Source organism: Brevundimonas sp. UBA7664 (genome assembly GCF_002483305.1).
Classification (GTDB): domain Bacteria; phylum Pseudomonadota; class Alphaproteobacteria; order Caulobacterales; family Caulobacteraceae; genus Brevundimonas.
Map to the genome: position 1 here is coordinate 63,696 of NZ_DLHQ01000050.1, position 17,023 is coordinate 80,718.

Consider the following 17,023-nt stretch of genomic DNA (forward strand, 5'->3'; position numbering starts at 1 on the left):
CGGTCCGCTGTGCCGCGATCCGCTCCGCCGCATCGGGCCGGTCCCCGACATGGATGCCGCGGGTCATGGTCACATGGGCCTGTTCGAACGCTCCGGCGCCCGGGAGCGGGCGCGGCCGGTACGTCCTGATCACCCCCTGCGGCGCGAGAGCTCGAGAGCCAGAAAGTCAAACACCGTGCGCATCCGCGCGCTGGTGTTCAACTCTCGATGGGCGACAAGCCACATGGGCACGATAAAGGGCGCCATCGAGGGCATCACCCGGCGCACCAGAGGCTCGGCGTCACCGATGTCCTCCGTAATCAGGCCAATGCCCGCGCCGTTCTTCACGAACTCCCACTGGACGAGGTGGTTGTCACAGATCACCGGAAAATTCCTGCGGGTGACGCCCACGCCGACGGCGTTCAGCGCCTTCATCAGCACATCGGTGCTGGCGAAACCGAGGAAGTCGGCGACCCTCAGATCGTCAAGCGACTGCAGTGGGCCGAGCGTGTCCAGGTAGGACCGGGAAGCATACATGTAGGCCTTGTCGTCCCGGATCTTTCTGGCGATCAGCTCCTGCTGGGTCGAAGCGACATTGCGGATGGCGATGTCGGCTTCGCGGCGACGCAGATCCGATGACGCGTTCGACGCGACGATCTCCACCTCCAGGCCGGGATGCGCCTTGCGCAGTCTGGCAATGATCGGCGGAAGCAGAAAGGCGGAATAGGCCTCGCTCGCCGTGATGCAGATCGGCCCGTCGAGCGACTGCGACTGACCGGAAGCGGCGATCGACAGACGGGTCGCCGCCTCGCCCATGCCTCGGACATGCTCCAGAAGTTCAAGACCGGCCGGGGTGAGCACCAGCCCACGACCGATGCGTTCGAACAGCACCAGGCTGAGCTCTGCCTCCAGGGCCTCGACCTGGCGGCTGAGCGTGGGCTGGGTGAGACCGAGGGCGCGCGCCGCCGCCGTCAGCGACCCCTCCTCGGCCGTGACCAGGAAGGCTCGGGCCCTGTTCCAGTCGAAGTTTACTGATCGCCATTCCATGCAGATCTGTATGGCCTGAATCCATTTCCCTGCAATCCCTGCCGGTCCACGCATGGGTATAGCGACGATCTCAAGTCCGGGGCGTTCGTCGTGAGAGCTACCGAGGAGCGGCTTTCGACTGGCCGGCGTTGACCTGTCAGCACCGTGCTGGATGTGTCGACAAGTGACCGGCCCGCCATGCTAGCCAAAGCGCCGCGGCACCCAATGTGGAGCAGATGGCGACCGCGGGTAGCGAGGCTTCTGGGCCGAACGCGCCGCCCGTAAGCCAATCGGGCAGACCGCTGCGGGCCGTGCTGCGAGACATCGCACTGCCGAAGTCGCCCCCTGATACCGCGGCGCCAAACAGGTAGCCTTGAGTGAAATTCCAGGCGGCATGAAAGCCGATCGAGACCCAAAGCCGTCCAGTCAGTGCGTAGAATGCGGCCAGCATGATGCCGGCTTCAATCGCGACGCAGGCCGCTGTGAAGAGGGTCGCGCCAGGATTGCCGATGTGTCCTGCCCCAAACAGCAGAGCCGAGACGATGAAGGCAGGCCAAGGGCCAAACCCCCGCCAGATCAGCCGCAGCAAGATCCCGCGAACCAGCACTTCCTCGAAGACCCCGGACTCAAGGGCCAGGCTGACGGCTCGCCAGGCCGGCGCCGGGCCCAGGAATTCGAAGTCATAGAGGCGAAAGCCGATCATGATCGCCATGACCGCGGAAAAGGTCAGGGCCCCCAACAGCCCGCCCGCCAGCAGACCAAATGGCGCCGCCTTGAGAGCAAGCTCGCCGGGCGCCCGGTCTTCTCCGAGTCTCACCAAAAGGGCGTAGGCGCCCAGAATGATCAGACAGCCCAGAACATGGGCGACGAACTGGGTCGCCGGGTCGTCCGGCAAGACCTGCGAAAGGAATTCCATGCTGGGCCCGAAGGCCAGGGCGACAGCCAGAATGAGCGCGAGCATCCAACCGACTGTCCGCGCCCAGAGGAACTTTCCGGGCCGCAAGACACGTCGGTTCCCCAGATCCACCGGGATGAACTGGTGGAGGATTCCTCGGCCTGTGACCGAGGGCGGTCGGCCGCTCATTCGCGAATTTTCATGGGCCATCACGGAAGCTCTCTTTGAGTAGGCCGAGGGTCGGAATGCGTTCCGTAGGGGAGAAGGCGTTTTCAGTTACCGCGTCTGCACATGCGGGGGTTTGGACGGACCCGGCCGAAGAGGCTTGAACGAAACGGCTATTCGCAGGCGTCGCTGCTTTTCAGTTTACACGGCGCTCACTCGCAACGAGCGGCGGGTCCCTGATGTCAGCCCTTCCGTTCAAGCCGCTCAAACAGGCGCCCCCCAAGCTCCCGACCTCACCGGCCGATGACGTGGAAAGCCTATGCCCATCAACCAAACCCACCTGCTCGCGTGCAGCCCAAATGGCGAAGCGTGATGTGGTACGAACAATCCCCACGCGCCGAGGGGAGCTTCTGCAGAAGCCTGCGCGCACTAACCGCCGCGGTATTCGGCCTCACGTCGTCGGGTACTGCAGCGGCCGCCCGAGATCATGACCCCTCCCTGAGACGAACGAGCGACAGGGCCCTGTTCCAGATTCACATTTCCAGCGACTTCCTTCCCATCCCTATCCGGCGGATCCACACTTGGACGGTTCAGGTTTCCAATCAGGACGGACGCCCCGTTGAGGGCGCTTCGATCGAAATTGCCGGCGGGGGGCCGGTGCATCACCACGGACTGCCAACCCGGCCACGGGTTACGGCGACCGGCAGTCCCGGCGTCTACAAGATCACCGGGGTTCGTTTCCCGATGACCGGGCGGTGGATTTTGAACCTGGCCATCCATACTCTCGACGGTCGATCTGACACCGTGACCTTCAAAGTCATTCTCTGACGCGCCCGCGGCCATCAGCCTGACTGCTCTTTCACCGATGCACTCGGGTCGGGCCGGGGGGGGGCTGGATTGGACGGGTGACGCACAATGCCGATCCTCATTAGCGCCAGATTTCCGTCAACCTGGCCTTCGGGTTTCGGCCCTTGCGTTCAAGACCCGTCCCTATGGCGGTCCTAAGCGAGGTCGAGACAAGGAGAAGTCGATATGGAATTCGCAATCGGCGTGGGTTTGGCGCTTCTGGCGGGCCTGTTCCTGTCGTGGGTGGGGATGGACAGGGATCGGGCGGCATACCCCGTGATCCTTATCGTGATTGCCGTACTCTACGAACTGTTCGCGGTGTTGGGCGGCTCAACCCCTGCATTGTTGTCAGAGCTCCTGCCGACGGCCGTCTTCGTCGGCGTGTCCGTCCTGGGCTTCCGCACAAGCCTGTGGTGGGTGGTCGCCGGCCTCATCGGGCACGGCGTTTACGACATCTTCCACCCGGCAATCTTTACGAACCCGGGCGTGCCCACGTGGTGGCCGATGTTCTGCATGGCCTACGACGTAGCGGCCGGCGTTTTCCTGGCCTGGCGGCTCACGCGCGGCCGCGGTCTCCAGGCCCAGTTTGCCTGATTGATCAGGGCCGCAGGGTGGCTCCCATCCTGCGGCCCTGTCGTCGTAGTCCTTCCAAGCAAGCTTCACAGCAGTTAAGTCTTCCGTATGGAGGTCTTGGCGCAAACGCGTGTTGTGCTGTGGGAAGGCGGCAGCCTTTGGCTGGTCGATGCTGCCCGCTTCGAGGGGGAAACCCGAAGCACCGATTTCCACGCCCACCACGCCATTCAGGTCACCCTCGGTCTTGGCGGTCAGTTCCGTCTGGTCGGTGACGACGGCGCCAGTGTAACGCGAGATGGGGTGGTGGCCGCGGATGCCCTTCATCGGTTTGAGGCGGAGGGGCGCTTCGCACTTCTTTTCGTTGAACCCGAGAGCCGGCTCGGTCGAGCGGTCGCGGCCCGCCACATCCAGGGGATGCTCACTGAGCTTGCACCGTCGCCAATCCTTGCGGCCGAACTGGACGCATTCAAGACGTCCGACTGGCGAGCCCCGGATAGCGAGATTGTCGCATGGGGACGGAGGCTTGTCGGCGTGCTGGCGGCCGATGAGCGCGCCGAGATACCCGACTATCGGATCCGAAAGGTCATTGCGTGGGCAAGTGAACGGCTTGATCGGACGCTGAGCCTGGCTGACGCCGTCCCGATCGCGGGCCTTTCGTCGAGCCGGCTACGGCACCTGTTCGTCGAGCAGACCGGCTTGCCGTTCAAGACCTACCTGCTGTGGTTGCGGCTCAGCCAAGCTGTCGCGGTCGTGGCGACGGGGTCACCGCTTACCGCGGCGGCGCATGAGGCCGGGTTCTCGGATTCAGCGCATCTCAGCCGTACTTTCAGGCGGATGTTCGGGGTCGCCCCCACTGCTCTGCGGATGCTGACCTGATCCTTCGATCAAGCGAAAACGCGGGGCGGGCGCCGGTGAGCAGCGCCAGGAAGTCTGGGGTTTCTCAGACGGCCAGGCCGCAGATTTGGATGCTGATGCGGCGCGAGCAGCCTGCTCCTGTGCCAGGCTTGGACGATCGACCGAGCGGGCTATTCCTCGAGCAGCGCCGTGCCCGAAACGTAAAGACGGGCCGACTGTGAGATCGGCCCGTCATTCGGCGCTCCTCAGTTGGAGGCGCAGTTCGTCTCAGTGGTGCAGCGGCAGTCGTCGCCGCACTGGCAGTCGGGACCGCAGGCGCAGTGGCCTTCGGTGGCGCAGGAGCCCTTGGCGGGCGCCAGATCGGCCTTGGGGGTGTTCTGATCGGCGTTGGGCATCGAAGTCTCCTCAGTTCTTGTTGTCGATGCTCAGGTTCTAACCTCGGACCCAGCCCGCTTCTTGAACGCAAGGGCTGTTATCGAACAGGGGTCTTCGGGGGGTGTTTGCTGCTCGGAGCTTGGCGTCCGACAAGCGGGTCCGCCAGGCTCGACGGTCCCTTCGGAAAGCTCCTCGACAAGACGGCCGCGAAGACCAGGACGGCAATCAGGCCCGGCAGACTGGCCTCAAGGCCGAAGGCGCCGCCGGTCAGCCAGTCCATGCCGGCGGCCTGGACCGGGACCAGCAGGCTCGGCTCGGCCGCGCCGCTCACTCCGAATCCCAACAGAACGCCCTGGGTGACATTGGCCGTGAAGTGCAGGCCGATCGGCAGGGCGAGGCTCCGCGTCCGGACATAGGCCATGCCGAAAAGAACCGAAGCGGCGAAGATGTTGACGCCGGCCCAGATCTTCGTGGCCCCCTCCATCCCGGGATTGCCAAGGTGGGTCAGGACGAAGAAGGCGCCGATCACCAACTGCGCCGGCCACAGCCCGATCCCGTCGATGAGGCGCTGGAACAGAACGCCCCGGAACAGCAACTCTTCGGCCAGGGCAACGCCGGCCATGAGCAGGATGGCCGACCCCAACGCGGAAGGGTTCGGCGGCGCGATCTCCCACTGGACCCAGCCCCCCAGCGTCAGGAACAGGGCCGGCGCCGCCATCAGCAGACCACCAAGGATGGCGCCCAATCCGAACTGGGTGAGCCAGCGGACGTCGGCGCGACCGGTCACCTCGGAGACGGGTCTTCGGCGCAGGGCCTGGATCGCCACAGTCGCGAGAATGATGATGAGCGCCTGCTCGTAGATCGTGATCTCGCGGCCGAGATGGGCGGAAAGGACGATCGTCGGGGCCAGCAGCGCGGCAAGAAGAACCATAAAGGCCGCGACCCACCAGCCGTTCCGAAGTCGGTGATCGCGGTCGACAAAAGCTGCAGCAAACCATTTTGGCATGAGGGGTCTCCCTGGCCGTTGTGGGCGGCGATAGGCCGCAAGCTTTACCATGAGCGCGCCGTCAGGATCGCTCCGGCACCGCGATCACCGTCTCGGAAACGGGAGAGGCTGACCAATCCGGCGATGAGAGCGAGAGCGGCGCCGATCCCCAGTCCGAGGCGGGGAGCCGCTTCGCCGGGCGTCAGTGTGAACAGCAGCGTCATGAGAACCGCCCCGGCGGTCTGCCCGGTCAGCCGGGCCGCGCCCTGCAAGCCGCCAGAGGCGGCGCTCCGTTCGAGCGGAGCCGACAGGAACATGTTGCGATTGTTCGGGGTCTGGAACAGGCCGAAACCCATGCCGCACGCTGCCGCGAAGAAGAGCATCGGCCGGACGTCCTGCGCCAGGGGCCACAACGCAGCCACCATCAGTCCCAGGGCGAGTAAGGCCCCGCCGGCCGCGCACAGCCAGGCCGTCGGGAACCGGTCCGCGAGCCGGCCTGAGGCGATCGCGGTCACGGCGACGCTGAGCGGCCAGACCGTCATGTAGAACCCCGTGGCGGAGGCGCTCTGACCAAGTCCATGCTGGAGGTAGAAGGGCAGCGCCACCATGGCGGCGGCCTGGCCTGAGAAGCAGAAGACCGAAGCGATCACGGAGAGGCGCAGCGACCGTCCACGCAGAAGGTCGAGCGGGATGAGCGGGGCCGCCTTCGGCATCTCCCTGCGGAGGAGCAAAACAAGGCACGCCAGACCGGCCGCGGCCACGGCGCCCGCCATGAACGGGCGCGACGGCGAAAGCTGCGCGCCGATGAAGAGGCCACCGAACATTCCGCCGCTGAGACCCATGCTGATCAGGTCGAGGCGATGGGAGCCAGCCGGCGTTCGGGGCAGCTGCCGGCAGGCAAGAAGGACGGCGACGCCCAGGGGAATATTGAGCGCATAGAGCCAGGGCCATTGAGCGTGGGAGAGAATCAGCGCGCCCACCCCGGGACCGGCCGATGAGGCTAGGGCGACCGTCAGCGCATTCCAGCCGATGGCCGCGCCCAGCCGCTGGGGAGCCACCGAAAATCGCAGCAGCGGAACCCCGAGCGCCATGATGGCGGCGCCCCCCAGCCCTTGCAGGGCCCGGCCCGCGACCAGCCAGGCGAGCGTTGGCGCAATCGCGCAAAACCCTGAGGCGAGCATGAACAGCAGGGCCCCGAGGGTGAAGACCGGGCGGTAGCCGAACCGCTCCCCCAGGGCCGCGCACGGCAGCAGGGCGACCAGCAGGGCCGTCTGATAGGCGGTGACGACGAGCACCGCCAGGGCCGGAGTGGCGCCGAGGGCGTTGGCGATCGTCGGCAGCGCCAGGTTCGTCATCCCGGCGTCCAGCACCACCAGGGTCATCGCGGTCAGAACAGCGGCGATCGCGACGAGGCGTACGGGCGTGGGTGGTCTGCGCTTGGGCGCCGCGCGCCGTTCAGAACACCGCACCCGCATCGACCCGGCGGGACCCGCCGGATCCGGGTCCAGCGGCATCATGCGCGCGCCGGGCCCGGGACCCAGAACCCCTTGTCTTCCACGTAGCGGGTCAGGCGATGATGCTGCCGATCCTCCACCCGCAAGTCGCGTTCCGTAAAGCGGAACAGCAGGGCGGTATCGCTGACGCACCGGGTGTCGTGAATGTCCCCGGGCAAATAGAGCTGGGCTTCCCCGGCCCGAACCAGCGTGCTGTTCCGCTTGACCAGCCGGACCGCGCCGTCCTCGTCCTCGATCCGGGCGTAGGCGCCCATCTCGATCTCGCCTTGCTGGATGCCGTAGAGGACCCAGCTCCGGCCATGGTCGTGCGGCGGCCGATAGAGCCCGGCCTGTTCGGTGTGGGCGAGAAGCACAAATCCATGGTCCGGGTCGCGATAGAGCTCCTCGTTGGCAGGGGCATCCCTGTGCAGCGCGCCGAGCCAAGCCTCGCCGGAGGGTGCGCTGAGCAGCGTCTCCATCCGCCTCTGACAGGCTTGACCCAGCTCACTGGTCAGCGGCCCCCACTGGGACCGGACACCTTCGATAAATGCCTGCAGTGCTGTCTTGCCCATGATCGTACCTCCGTTCGGGAGCATGGGCCGGAGGGTACGGTCTCGCGGTTATTGCGGAAGACGCAGCAGTTGCAGTTTATTAGTGCGTCAGACGCCACAATAGGCGCCGGCCGCCCGGGACTGAGCCATGTCGCCTCCGGATCTGAACCTGTTGATCACCCTCGACGCCCTGTTGACCGAGGGCAGCGTCGCCGGCGCCGCCCGGAGGCTGCGTCTCAGCCCCTCGGCCATGAGCCGCGCGTTGTCCCGCCTGCGCCAGACCACCGGCGACCCGCTCCTCGTCAGGGCCGGCCGCGGCCTGGTCCCGACGCCCAGGGCGATCGAGCTGAGGGACCGGGTCCGCCAGATCGTTGATGAGGCAGGGGCGGTGCTGCGTCCTGACGACCACCTCGACCTCGCGACGCTGATCCGCACCTACACCGTCAGGACCAGCGACGGATTTGTGGAGAATTTTGGCCCTCGCCTGCTCGCCATGATCGCCGCGGAAGCCCCGGGGGTCCGCCTGTTCTTCCTCCAGAAGACAGACAAGGACAGCACCCCTTTACGCGACGGGCGCGTCGACCTCGAGACCGGCGTCATCGAGGAGACTACAGGCCCGGAAGTGCGCAGCCAGGCCCTTTTCCGGGACAGGCTGGTCGGCGTTGTACGGAAGGAACATCCGCTCAGCCGCGCGGCCGTCACGGCCACCGGGTATCTGAAAGCCTCCCACGTTGTGGTGTCCCGCAACGGTCTGGAGGAAAGCGCCGTCGACAACCCCTTCCTGCCGCCGGGTACGCAGCGGGCGGTGGCTACGATCGTCAGCGGCTTCTCCGCGGCCCTGTCGCTGGTCCGGGCGTCGGACCTCGTGGCCACAGTTCCGGACCGGCATACCCGCAACCTGCGTGAAGGCCTGTTCAGCTTCTCCCTTCCGCTGGATTCTCAGGCTTTCACGGTTTCGATGCTGTGGCACCCGCGAATGGACGCCGATCCCGCTCACCGCTGGCTACGGGGCTGTGTTCGAAAAGTCTGCGCCTGAACAACCACCCGCACCGGCCGCGCTTCACGGCCATCACCCAATGGTCGTCATCCCAACGCCGCGCCAGCTGCGGATATCGGGTCGCCAGCCTGGGACGAGCTCTCCGTGCGCGTCCAGGGGTGGGCGGTCTCCGGTCCCGCTATTTCAGGAAAACGAGCTCGAACAGGAAGGCGCCGAAGGTGCCGACCAGACCGGCCAGGAACGCGGCATAGGCGAACGAGAGATAGCGATATTTCTTGAACTGCAGCACCCGCCCGTTCTGGTAGAGATCGCGCGCCATGACCCTGTATGTCGCCTCTTCGGATCGGAGGGTGTCGATGATGTGGTCGATATAGTCGTCTTCCGGAATGCCGGAGAAGGCGCCGAAGAAGACCACATTGGTGTTCGGCCCGATCGTCGCGGGCGGCTTCATGATCTTCGGGCGCAGGGCCAGGACCGAGAAGAGGGTCGCAAGAAACGAGAACGAAGCGAGGATCAGCAGGGGCACGGTGGCCCGGCTGGATGTGATCTCGTTGATGGCGAGGGTGAAGACCACGAAGGTCGCCCCCATCAGGATCGAGGCCTTGCTGTCGGCCATCTCCGACAGGGCGATATGGCCCGACTGGGCCGTGACGAGGAGGTTGTGGACCTCCTTGGGGAACTCGTAGTCGGGATGCCCGACGGGCGGGCGCGTGGAGACGGCGGACTTTTCCCTGGGCATCGGCCGAACCTCGGGCAGCGGTTATCCTGAAGCGACCGGCCCGGATACCCGAAGCGGTCTCCATGACGACCTTAGACGCGAACGCGGCCGGTTCACAACGCAGGTGGCCCCGACCCTGCTCCCGGGGCTGGAGAGCGTGGTCGGAGCTCGCCCTATTGGGCCCGGATTCGGCCGGTCCTGGCGTCCAGCGTGGCCAGAACGCGATGCTCGCCCGCCGTTCCGAAATGGCTGGTCAACGGGCCGCCCGTCCACAGGTGCAAGGCGAAGCCCGGATCCTCCTCGACGATTCGCGGCCGATCGCGATCCGTCCCGCGCGACTCGTCCTCGAGGTCCAGCACGACCTGCGGCGCGCAGGGCGGCGCGACGATCAGGGGGTGACCCGCGAACTGGGTGACGAGCGGACGGTGGAGATGCCCGGCGATCAGTCCGACGACCTGTGGCCGGGCCGCCAGCGCCGCCGCGAGACGTTCCGACCAGACGCCGTCGACGCCGACGTCCATCCAGGCGATCCCTGATTTCACGGGCGGATGGTGGAGGGCGATCAGCGTCGGCGTATCGGGCCGCGCCTCCAGGCGTGTGGTCAGCCACGCCGCGCGCCGATCGCAGAAGGCTCCGCCATGGCGGCCGGTCTCCACCGTGTCCAGCACCAGGATACGAAGGCCTCCGGACTGGGCCTCGTACTGGACGAAGCCGTCGCCATCGGGCTCCACGCCCAACCCTTCGATGAAGACCTCGCGCAGGTCGTGATTGCCCATCACCGGCAGGATCGGGGCCGAAAGGGGGGCGAGAAGATCCTTCAGCCGACGGTAGCAGGATGCGTCGCCACCCTCCGTCAGATCACCGGTGGCCAGCACCACATCCGGGCCGATCTCCACAAGCCGGGCCACCACCGTGCGCAGACGCGCCACATTGAGCTCAGAGACTGCTCTCCCGCCGATATGCAGATCCGTGATCTGAGCGATCAGCATCGTCGCGAAGTCCCGTCCATGGCGCGCCGAGGTCCTTGATGTCAGAAGCGCCGCGGCCAAGCTAGGCCCCGCGCGCTATTGGGCTGTCCAACCCCGCCATGGCTGCATTAGGCTGGCCACGTCGTCGCTGCTTGGCTTGCGACTGGAAAGCGTGACCGCCGGACCGGGCAAGCAGCTGGAGCGACCATGTCTATCAGGGCGGCGCTGGGGAAGTGGCGGCACGGCGTATCGCCGCCGATGCTCGGCATAGCGGCGCTGTTCGCAATCACCATCCTGCAGGTGATCGGCGTCCCCATCGCGGACCGCATCGGCCTGGCCGTCTTCGACGCGTATCAGCGCGCCGCGCCGAGACCCTATGAGGACGCGCCGGTCCGTATCGTCGACATCGACGACGAGTCCATCCGGCGCCTGGGTCAATGGCCGTGGCCCCGCGAAGAGATTGCGGTCCTGACCGACCGGCTGACCGAGGCGGGGGCCGCCGTCATCGCCTACGACATCGTCTTCTCCGAACCTGACCGGACAGCCCCGGGCCGCCTCGCGGAACGGCTGCGCACGAGCGGCGACCGCGAGGCGGCCGCCGTCATCGCCCGCCTGCCTGACCCCGATGAAACCCTGGCGCGCTCCCTGGAGGCGTCGCCGGCGGTGCTGGGCTATTTCCTGACCCATGACGGTCACGCGCAGGCGCCGTCGCCCAAGGCCGGAATCGCGATCGCGGGCTCTTCGCCGACGAGCGTACCCGCCTTCTCCCATGCCATCATGCCCTTGCCGGGACTGTTGGAAAGCGCGTCGGGCGCGGGGTTTGTCAGCACCATCGGCGACGCTGACGGCATTGTGCGGCGCGCCCCCCTGATCGCGCGTCAGGGCGATGAATTCGTACCCAGCCTTTCGCTCGAATCCCTTCGTCTGGCGCAACAGGCCGGTTCCATCATGGTCAGAACGAACAACGCCAGCGGCCAGCGCGGAGGGGATGGCGGGGACGTGGTGGCGGTACGGGTCGGACAGTTCGAGATCCCGACCACGGCCCAGGGTGAGATGTGGCTGCGCTTCACGGGCCCCCAGCCCGCTCGCGTGGTGCCGGCCTGGCGCGTGATGGAGGCCCGGATGACGCCGGCGGAGCTTGAAGCCGCCTTCGCGGGCCGGATCGTCTTCGTCGGAGCGGGGGCAATCGGACTGCGCGACCTGGTGGCGACGCCGATCGAGGAGCGCACCCCGGGCGTCACCGTCCATGCCCAGGTCGTGGAGCAGGCGATCCTCGGCCGCTTCCTGGTTCGGCCCGACTGGGCTCTCGGGCTCGAGCGGGCCCTGATGGTGTTGGCGGGCCTTGCCCTGGCGCTCGCCCTGCCCTGGATCGGCGCCCGATGGAGCGCTGTGGCGGGTCTGGTCGCGGTCGCCGCCATGATCGGGCTGAGCTGGTCGGCCTTTCGCGAGATGGATTTCCTCGTCGATCCGACCTGGCCGATCATGGGCCTGGTCGCCGTCTACGGGGTGGTGACCTTCGCCACCTATTTCCGCGAGGAGCGGCGGCGGGCCTTCATTCACGGAGCGTTCGGTCGGTACCTGACGCCGGAGATGGTCCGACGCATAGCCGCGGATCCCGGCGCTCTCGAACTGGGCGGGCAGGAACGCGAGATGACCGTGCTCTTCTGCGACATCCGCGGCTTCTCGCGTATCGCGGAGCAGATGACGCCGCAGGCGACCATCCGCTTCCTGATCGCCTTCCTGACCCCGATGTGCGACCTCCTGCTCGAACGGAAGGCCACCATCGACAAGTTCATCGGGGACGCCATCCTCGCCTTCTGGAACGCCCCGCTCGACGATCCGGACCAGCACGTTAACGCCGCGCGGGGCGCCCTGGGCATGGTGGCCGCGCTCAAGGTGCTCAACGAGACCATGCCGGGGCGCTCCGTCGACCCGTGGCCGGGCGAGGTGAAGATCGGGATCGGCATGAGCACCGGTCCCTGCTGCGTCGGCAACATGGGCGCCGCCCGGCGGCTGTCCTATTCGCTGATCGGGGACACGGTGAACCTCGCGTCCCGGATCGAGGGCCTGACCAAGACCTACGGTGTTCCGATCATGATAGGCGAGGCCCTGCACCGGTCCATTCCGACCTTCGCGACGCTGGAGATAGACCGGGTGAAGGTCCTCGGCCGCGACGCGCCTGAGACCTTGTACGCCCTGCTGGGTGACGAGAGCCTCGCCGGGGATAATGACTACATGGCTTTCGCAGAAGGCCATGCGGCGCTGCTCGACGACTACCGCGCCCGGAACTGGCGCGCGGCCCTGCGGCGGATCAAGCAACTGGCGGCGGCCGCGGAGCGGTTCGGGGTGGGGGAGACCTACGCCCTGATCGCCGCGCGTATCGCCGCATTCAGGAAAACCGATCCTGGCCCCCAGTGGGACGGGGTGTTCCTGGCGACTGAGAAGTAGCGTGGCCTAGGGGGTGCCAGGCGATTGCCCATATCGCCCGCGCTCGCCGAATTCCTCGTGGATCAGAGGACTGACGATCAGGGGATTCAGCTCCGGCGCCGTCGGGCCGCGCCGCGGATCGCCGAGCAGGGCGGCCAGTTCGGCAAGGCCGTGGTCCGAGATCAGGAAGGGTCCGATCGGGGCCTGGCCCGTCGCCGGCACGAAGACCGCGTATCCGACAGACTCCACCGGCACCGTGACGCCCCCCGACGTGACGTCGATAGCGCCCGCCGGCTCGTCCGGCGCGCCGCCCGGGCCGCGCAGCAGGATCAGCGAGGCGCTTTCGGGATCGGATCCTGTCACGCCCGGCACGCCGAGTTCGAAGCGGGCGATGTTGATGGCGTCCTCGCCGACGACCCCCTCGACGATGGTGCCGCGAACGCCGATCGCCGCCGCCGGCGTGCGGATGGCGGTCCCGCCCGGCGTGGCCCGGGTGGGCCTGCCCGACATGAACCGGAACGAGCCCCTCGCGACCTCGGCTCCCACGGCGCTGGCGGATCGGTCGGGGTCGTACACGAACCGGTCGATCACCAGTCGGGCGTTGGCGCCGACCTGGAAGCTGGTGCCGTCCCGCAGCAGGATCTGCACGTGACTGGCGCGGCCGGTGTTGACCGGATTGCCCAGCGATACGCGTTCGCGAACGCGCGCCTGGTGAATTTGCGGCTCCGCCTGGGTGGCCATGCGCACGTCGTTGACGACGACCGCGTTGGCGCCGACGGTCTGGGCGACCGCAGGCGTTCCCACGCCCACCAGCGCAAGCGCGAGGCAGGTTCCGATGCGGGTCATTGCGGACTCCCTGACCGTCCAAACCGGTAGACCATGCGCACCTCAGCGCCGAAGCTGTTGTGATCGTGCAGCAGGCTGGCGCCGTCGTACCAGCGCGCGGAGTGGCTGGCGGCGGCCTCCAGGAACATACCGTGGCGATCGAGCGGCACGCCGACCACTGCCCGCACATAGGCCCGTATCTCGGTTGCACCGCCCCCCAGGGCGCCCTCGCGAAAGTCGATATATCTCAGCATGGCGGAACCGCCGATGTAGGCGCCATTGTCGGAGATGGGCGTTTGCGTGGCCGCGAACACCCGGCCGCCGAAGTAGCCCAGATCCGTCTGTTCGGCCTCCTTCGCCTCCACCGCGATGCCCGCGGTCCAGGCGCGATCGGCTCCCGATATGTCGCGATAGCTGAGCATGACGTCGTAGCGCATGCCGTCCCGGAGCGAGGCTGCGGCCGGCCCCAGATAGTCCTGATCGACCGCCTCGAGCCTGACGGTCCAGCGCCCGGTCGGGCTCGCGGTGTCGCCGAGTTCCGCCTGGAGCCCAAATTCGGTGACCAGTCCGTCGCCGGCCAGCCGCGCATGTCGCGCCATCAGGCCGGTCGCCAGGCGCTGATCCTCCCCCCTGAGGCGGAAGTCGTAGCCGAGCCGCGCTGAGCCGGTCAGGTAGTCCGCGTCGGGCCCGGAGATGTCCGTCCGGGTCTCGAAGGCGGCGCCGGCGTAGCCCTGGCCCGACAGACGGGATGCGAAACGCGCGTCCAGCGCGCCCGACGCCGTGATCGCCAGCCCTTCCTCGGAGGGCGCGGGGAAGCCCGGGATCTCGATCTGGGTCGTCAACGCCCCGAGCGCGTCGGTCTCGTATCCCAGGCCGAGCGTCAGGACGCCCGTGACGCCGTCGCCGCGTGTGGCGAACGGAGTCAGGGGAGCCGGAGCGCAGGCCTCGCGCGCCTCCGCCCAGCCGGTCGCGGTCGCATTGCGCACGTTCGCCAGCTGATAGGCGCCCCGGCGGTAGTCAGCGAGACGGCACAGGACCGTCCCGTAGTAGAGCCGCACCTCGTCCGAACCGGCGTCGGGCCGCAGCAGGAGCGAACGCTCAAGCGTCGCGGCGGCTCCGGTCAGGTTCCCGGCCCCGACCTGCCGGCGCGCCGCCGCCAAAGTTCCGGCGTCGCTTTCCGTCGCGTCGATGAGGGCGTCGACTTCTGCCTCGCCGGCTTCCTGGGCGGCGGCGGCGCCGCAGCCCAAGGCCGCCATGCCCGCGACGATGCCGACCAGACGCCAACGGACGTGTTTCACGACCAAGCCCCCTCAGGATCCTGATCGCAATCTATGTCAGTCGCTGGCGGCGTCCAGTGGTTTCGTAACATCGTTCGGTTAACCGGAATGCCCGGAAGCCATGGGCACAATTTCGGCGGAACCCTCAAACGCCTCGGATGGCTCTCGCAATCCCGCAAAAATCAGTGACATCAAGCGGCGGTGGCGGCGCTGTGAGGCAAATGCTGAAAGGTCTCCGGCAAATTCGGCGCAAGCCGCTGTCGGGGATGATCAAATCCCACCCCTTAGTCCGAAGATTTCTCACCACCCACGCGGCGATCTACAACACCTTCAACATCCAACGTCACCTGATCAGCAGACCCCCTCTTCGCCGTTTCCGCGCCGAAGCTGCCGCGGCCTGGGCGAAGGCCGTTGCCTGATTTCAGACGGGGTAGGGCGGCGTTCGACTCGGCGGAGTTAACCTGTCAGCAGCCCCTGCGAGGCCTGGCCGACGATGCCTGGACTGCGGCGACCCATGCCGCCTGACGCGGGAAGGGGAGGGGCATTCTGCAGCCGTCCGGACGTATGTGGTCAGTACCGGTTTCGATTTGGCCACACTACCCGGCTGGCCGGTCAGTGTTGCCGCCAGCCCAAGTTACGGCTGACAGGGCCTGACAGCGCCACACCGCGGGTTGTTCAAACGATCCGATTCACCTCTATTCATCCTCAGTCTGGCGATCCAGTAACCTCCTGTCGGTGGACGTATGCGTGACATCCTTCGTTTCTCGAGTTCGGCGATCCCGCCCGCTCGTCGATTTGAGGCCTATCGTGAACTACATACCCACCGTTCAGAAATCCTGCCGGGGCGTGAAGCGTTTAAGGCCGAGGTCGTCGCCTGGCGTCTGGGCGACATGCTGGTGTTCGACCGTCGTCTGTCAGGGGTCGTGCATTCAAGGCAGGAACGCGTCAACGGCGATGGCGTGGATCGTTTCGTGGCGACGCTGGTGCGGTCCGGGCGACTGAGCGGACAGGCGAGGACTGGTTTCGAAGTCGAGCCAGGGCAGATCATCATGCTCGACACCCGTCGCGCGGTCATCATCGAGCATCACGCTGCGCATATCGTCACCGTCAGTGTGGCCCGCGGCGTGATCGAGGCTGCCTTCGATCGGACGGACGGTTTGCATGGCCAGATTCTGACCGCCCCTGCGAACGGCTTCCTGGCTGATTTCATGGTCATGCTGGCCGAGCGAACCGCCGACATGGCCCCTCTGAAGGTCGCTCCGGTGAGCCGCGCCTTTCTGGATATCCTGTCGACGGCGGGTAGCGTCACAGCGTCGCAGGGGCTGGAACTGAGGCGGCTGGAGCTGGCTCGCCGACGGGCTGTTGACCGCTATATCGATGACAACCTGTCGGACCGGAAACTGTCGGTCGGAATGATCAGCCGGGCCACCGGCGTGTCGCGCTCGGCACTGTATCGAATGTTCGCCGAGCAGGGGGGAGTTGGCCGCCATGTGAAGGCGCAGCGGCTGGCCGCAGTCAGGAAGGCGCTGGATAATGGCGGCACAGAGCCTCTGGCGGCTCTCGCCCATACCCTCGGTTTTGCCAGCGACAGTCAGATGAGTCGTCAGTTCAGCCTCGCCTATGACACGACGCCCGGCGCCTATCGCCGGGCCTGGGCAGAGCGCGGGGCCGATGACCCTACCCAAGGCCGCGATCAACGGGCGGCCTGGATGAGGGAATTGAACTGAGATCATCTTGTTCAAATGTCCCGAAGCCGGAACGCACAGACATTTCACCGGTATTTCGGCGATGTTAGAAATCCGTGTTTTCTGGTGCACTCGAACGCGAAGCATCGTTCGAATGCAGGGTTGAGCGAGCAAACAGTCGTCTTCGCGACTGTTTCTGGCGGTGCATCTCGGGGGTTGGTTCATGTCGATGCGATTTTGGGAGCCTGGCGGCGGGTCATTGCCGCGAGCGCACGTCGCAACGAAACGCCGGCCTAGAACCGACCGTCACCCGTACTTCTATTGCGGGACGCAGAGCGGCGCTTTCAGCTGCATCCTCGCGCCCGCGGCAGCGGTGGGGCTGC

General features: G+C 66.7%; 16 protein-coding genes and 1 pseudogene. 7 read left to right on the forward strand and 10 right to left on the reverse strand.

Annotated features, from left to right (window positions below; genetic code table 11):
• Nucleotides 1–129: 129 nt before the first annotated feature.
• Together B2742_RS11960 and B2742_RS11965 are read right to left on the reverse strand one after the other, a co-directional pair.
• Nucleotides 130–1,080, reverse strand: a complete 951-nt coding sequence (locus tag B2742_RS11960; protein WP_292066546.1) for a LysR family transcriptional regulator — start codon at nucleotides 1,078–1,080, stop codon at nucleotides 130–132.
• An 82-nt stretch (nucleotides 1,081–1,162) separates the two neighbouring features.
• The gene (locus B2742_RS11965) at nucleotides 1,163–1,966 is read right to left on the reverse strand and encodes a CPBP family intramembrane glutamic endopeptidase (protein WP_292066548.1); all 804 of its coding nucleotides are present in this window, start codon (nucleotides 1,964–1,966) and stop codon (nucleotides 1,163–1,165) included.
• A 471-nt stretch (nucleotides 1,967–2,437) separates the two neighbouring features.
• On the opposite strand from B2742_RS11965, the gene B2742_RS11970 reads away from it, so the two are divergent.
• The 3 genes from B2742_RS11970 (at nucleotide 2,438) to B2742_RS11980 (ending at nucleotide 4,360) form a co-directional block, all read left to right on the forward strand.
• Nucleotides 2,438–2,893, forward strand: a complete 456-nt coding sequence (locus B2742_RS11970) for a FixH family protein (RefSeq protein WP_292066550.1) — start codon at nucleotides 2,438–2,440, stop codon at nucleotides 2,891–2,893.
• Between the two features lie 204 nt (nucleotides 2,894–3,097).
• Nucleotides 3,098–3,505, forward strand: a complete 408-nt coding sequence (locus tag B2742_RS11975) for a hypothetical protein (protein ID WP_292066552.1) — start codon at nucleotides 3,098–3,100, stop codon at nucleotides 3,503–3,505.
• Between the two features lie 96 nt (nucleotides 3,506–3,601).
• Nucleotides 3,602–4,360 carry a helix-turn-helix transcriptional regulator gene (locus B2742_RS11980; RefSeq protein WP_292066553.1) on the forward strand — a complete coding sequence of 253 codons (759 nt, stop codon included), beginning with the start codon at nucleotides 3,602–3,604 and terminating at the stop codon, nucleotides 4,358–4,360.
• Between the two features lie 224 nt (nucleotides 4,361–4,584).
• Here B2742_RS11980 and B2742_RS11985 read toward each other — a convergent pair whose 3' ends face one another.
• The 4 genes from B2742_RS11985 to B2742_RS12000 all read right to left on the reverse strand — a co-directional run bounded on the left by B2742_RS11985 (nucleotide 4,585) and on the right by B2742_RS12000 (nucleotide 7,764).
• Nucleotides 4,585–4,734, reverse strand: coding sequence for a hypothetical protein (locus B2742_RS11985; RefSeq protein ID WP_292066555.1), 150 nt, complete (start codon nucleotides 4,732–4,734; stop codon nucleotides 4,585–4,587).
• A gap of 77 nt (nucleotides 4,735–4,811) precedes the next feature.
• The gene (locus tag B2742_RS11990) at nucleotides 4,812–5,771 is read right to left on the reverse strand and encodes a CPBP family intramembrane glutamic endopeptidase (RefSeq protein WP_292066557.1); all 960 of its coding nucleotides are present in this window, start codon (nucleotides 5,769–5,771) and stop codon (nucleotides 4,812–4,814) included.
• Nucleotides 5,765–7,216, reverse strand: coding sequence for an MFS transporter (locus B2742_RS11995; protein WP_292066559.1), 1,452 nt, complete (start codon nucleotides 7,214–7,216; stop codon nucleotides 5,765–5,767). Before B2742_RS11995 ends, B2742_RS11990 begins: the two co-directional genes overlap by 7 nt.
• Complete coding sequence (locus B2742_RS12000) at nucleotides 7,213–7,764, reverse strand: hypothetical protein (protein WP_292066561.1); 552 nt, start codon at nucleotides 7,762–7,764, stop codon at nucleotides 7,213–7,215. The genes B2742_RS11995 and B2742_RS12000 overlap by 4 nt, the downstream gene beginning before the upstream one ends.
• 127 nt (nucleotides 7,765–7,891) lie before the next feature.
• Between B2742_RS12000 and B2742_RS12005 the strand changes: the two genes are divergently transcribed.
• Nucleotides 7,892–8,779: a LysR family transcriptional regulator gene (locus tag B2742_RS12005; RefSeq protein ID WP_292066563.1), complete on the forward strand. Its 888-nt coding sequence runs from the start codon at nucleotides 7,892–7,894 to the stop codon at nucleotides 8,777–8,779.
• A 139-nt stretch (nucleotides 8,780–8,918) separates the two neighbouring features.
• Here B2742_RS12005 and B2742_RS12010 read toward each other — a convergent pair whose 3' ends face one another.
• Nucleotides 8,919–9,479, reverse strand: a complete 561-nt coding sequence (locus B2742_RS12010; RefSeq protein WP_292066564.1) for a Pycsar system effector family protein — start codon at nucleotides 9,477–9,479, stop codon at nucleotides 8,919–8,921.
• A gap of 152 nt (nucleotides 9,480–9,631) precedes the next feature.
• Entirely contained in the window at nucleotides 9,632–10,447 is an 816-nt protein-coding gene (locus tag B2742_RS12015; protein ID WP_292066566.1) for a metallophosphoesterase, read from the reverse strand.
• A gap of 186 nt (nucleotides 10,448–10,633) precedes the next feature.
• Between B2742_RS12015 and B2742_RS12020 the strand changes: the two genes are divergently transcribed.
• Nucleotides 10,634–12,874: a CHASE2 domain-containing protein gene (locus B2742_RS12020; RefSeq protein WP_292066570.1), complete on the forward strand. Its 2,241-nt coding sequence runs from the start codon at nucleotides 10,634–10,636 to the stop codon at nucleotides 12,872–12,874.
• A gap of 6 nt (nucleotides 12,875–12,880) precedes the next feature.
• On the opposite strand, the gene B2742_RS12025 is transcribed toward B2742_RS12020, so the two are convergent.
• Together B2742_RS12025 and B2742_RS12030 are read right to left on the reverse strand one after the other, a co-directional pair.
• The gene (locus B2742_RS12025) at nucleotides 12,881–13,699 is read right to left on the reverse strand and encodes a FecR family protein (protein WP_292066572.1); all 819 of its coding nucleotides are present in this window, start codon (nucleotides 13,697–13,699) and stop codon (nucleotides 12,881–12,883) included.
• The gene (locus tag B2742_RS12030; RefSeq protein ID WP_292066574.1) at nucleotides 13,696–14,976 is read right to left on the reverse strand and encodes a hypothetical protein; all 1,281 of its coding nucleotides are present in this window, start codon (nucleotides 14,974–14,976) and stop codon (nucleotides 13,696–13,698) included. Before B2742_RS12030 ends, B2742_RS12025 begins: the two co-directional genes overlap by 4 nt.
• Before the next feature lie 269 nt (nucleotides 14,977–15,245).
• Between B2742_RS12030 and B2742_RS12035 the strand changes: the two are divergent.
• Nucleotides 15,246–15,374, forward strand: a pseudogene (locus tag B2742_RS12035) (IS6 family transposase); the annotation flags it as partial.
• A 324-nt stretch (nucleotides 15,375–15,698) separates the two neighbouring features.
• Nucleotides 15,699–16,682 carry a helix-turn-helix domain-containing protein gene (locus B2742_RS12040; RefSeq protein WP_292066577.1) on the forward strand — a complete coding sequence of 328 codons (984 nt, stop codon included), beginning with the start codon at nucleotides 15,699–15,701 and terminating at the stop codon, nucleotides 16,680–16,682.
• Nucleotides 16,683–17,023 lie beyond the last annotated feature (341 nt).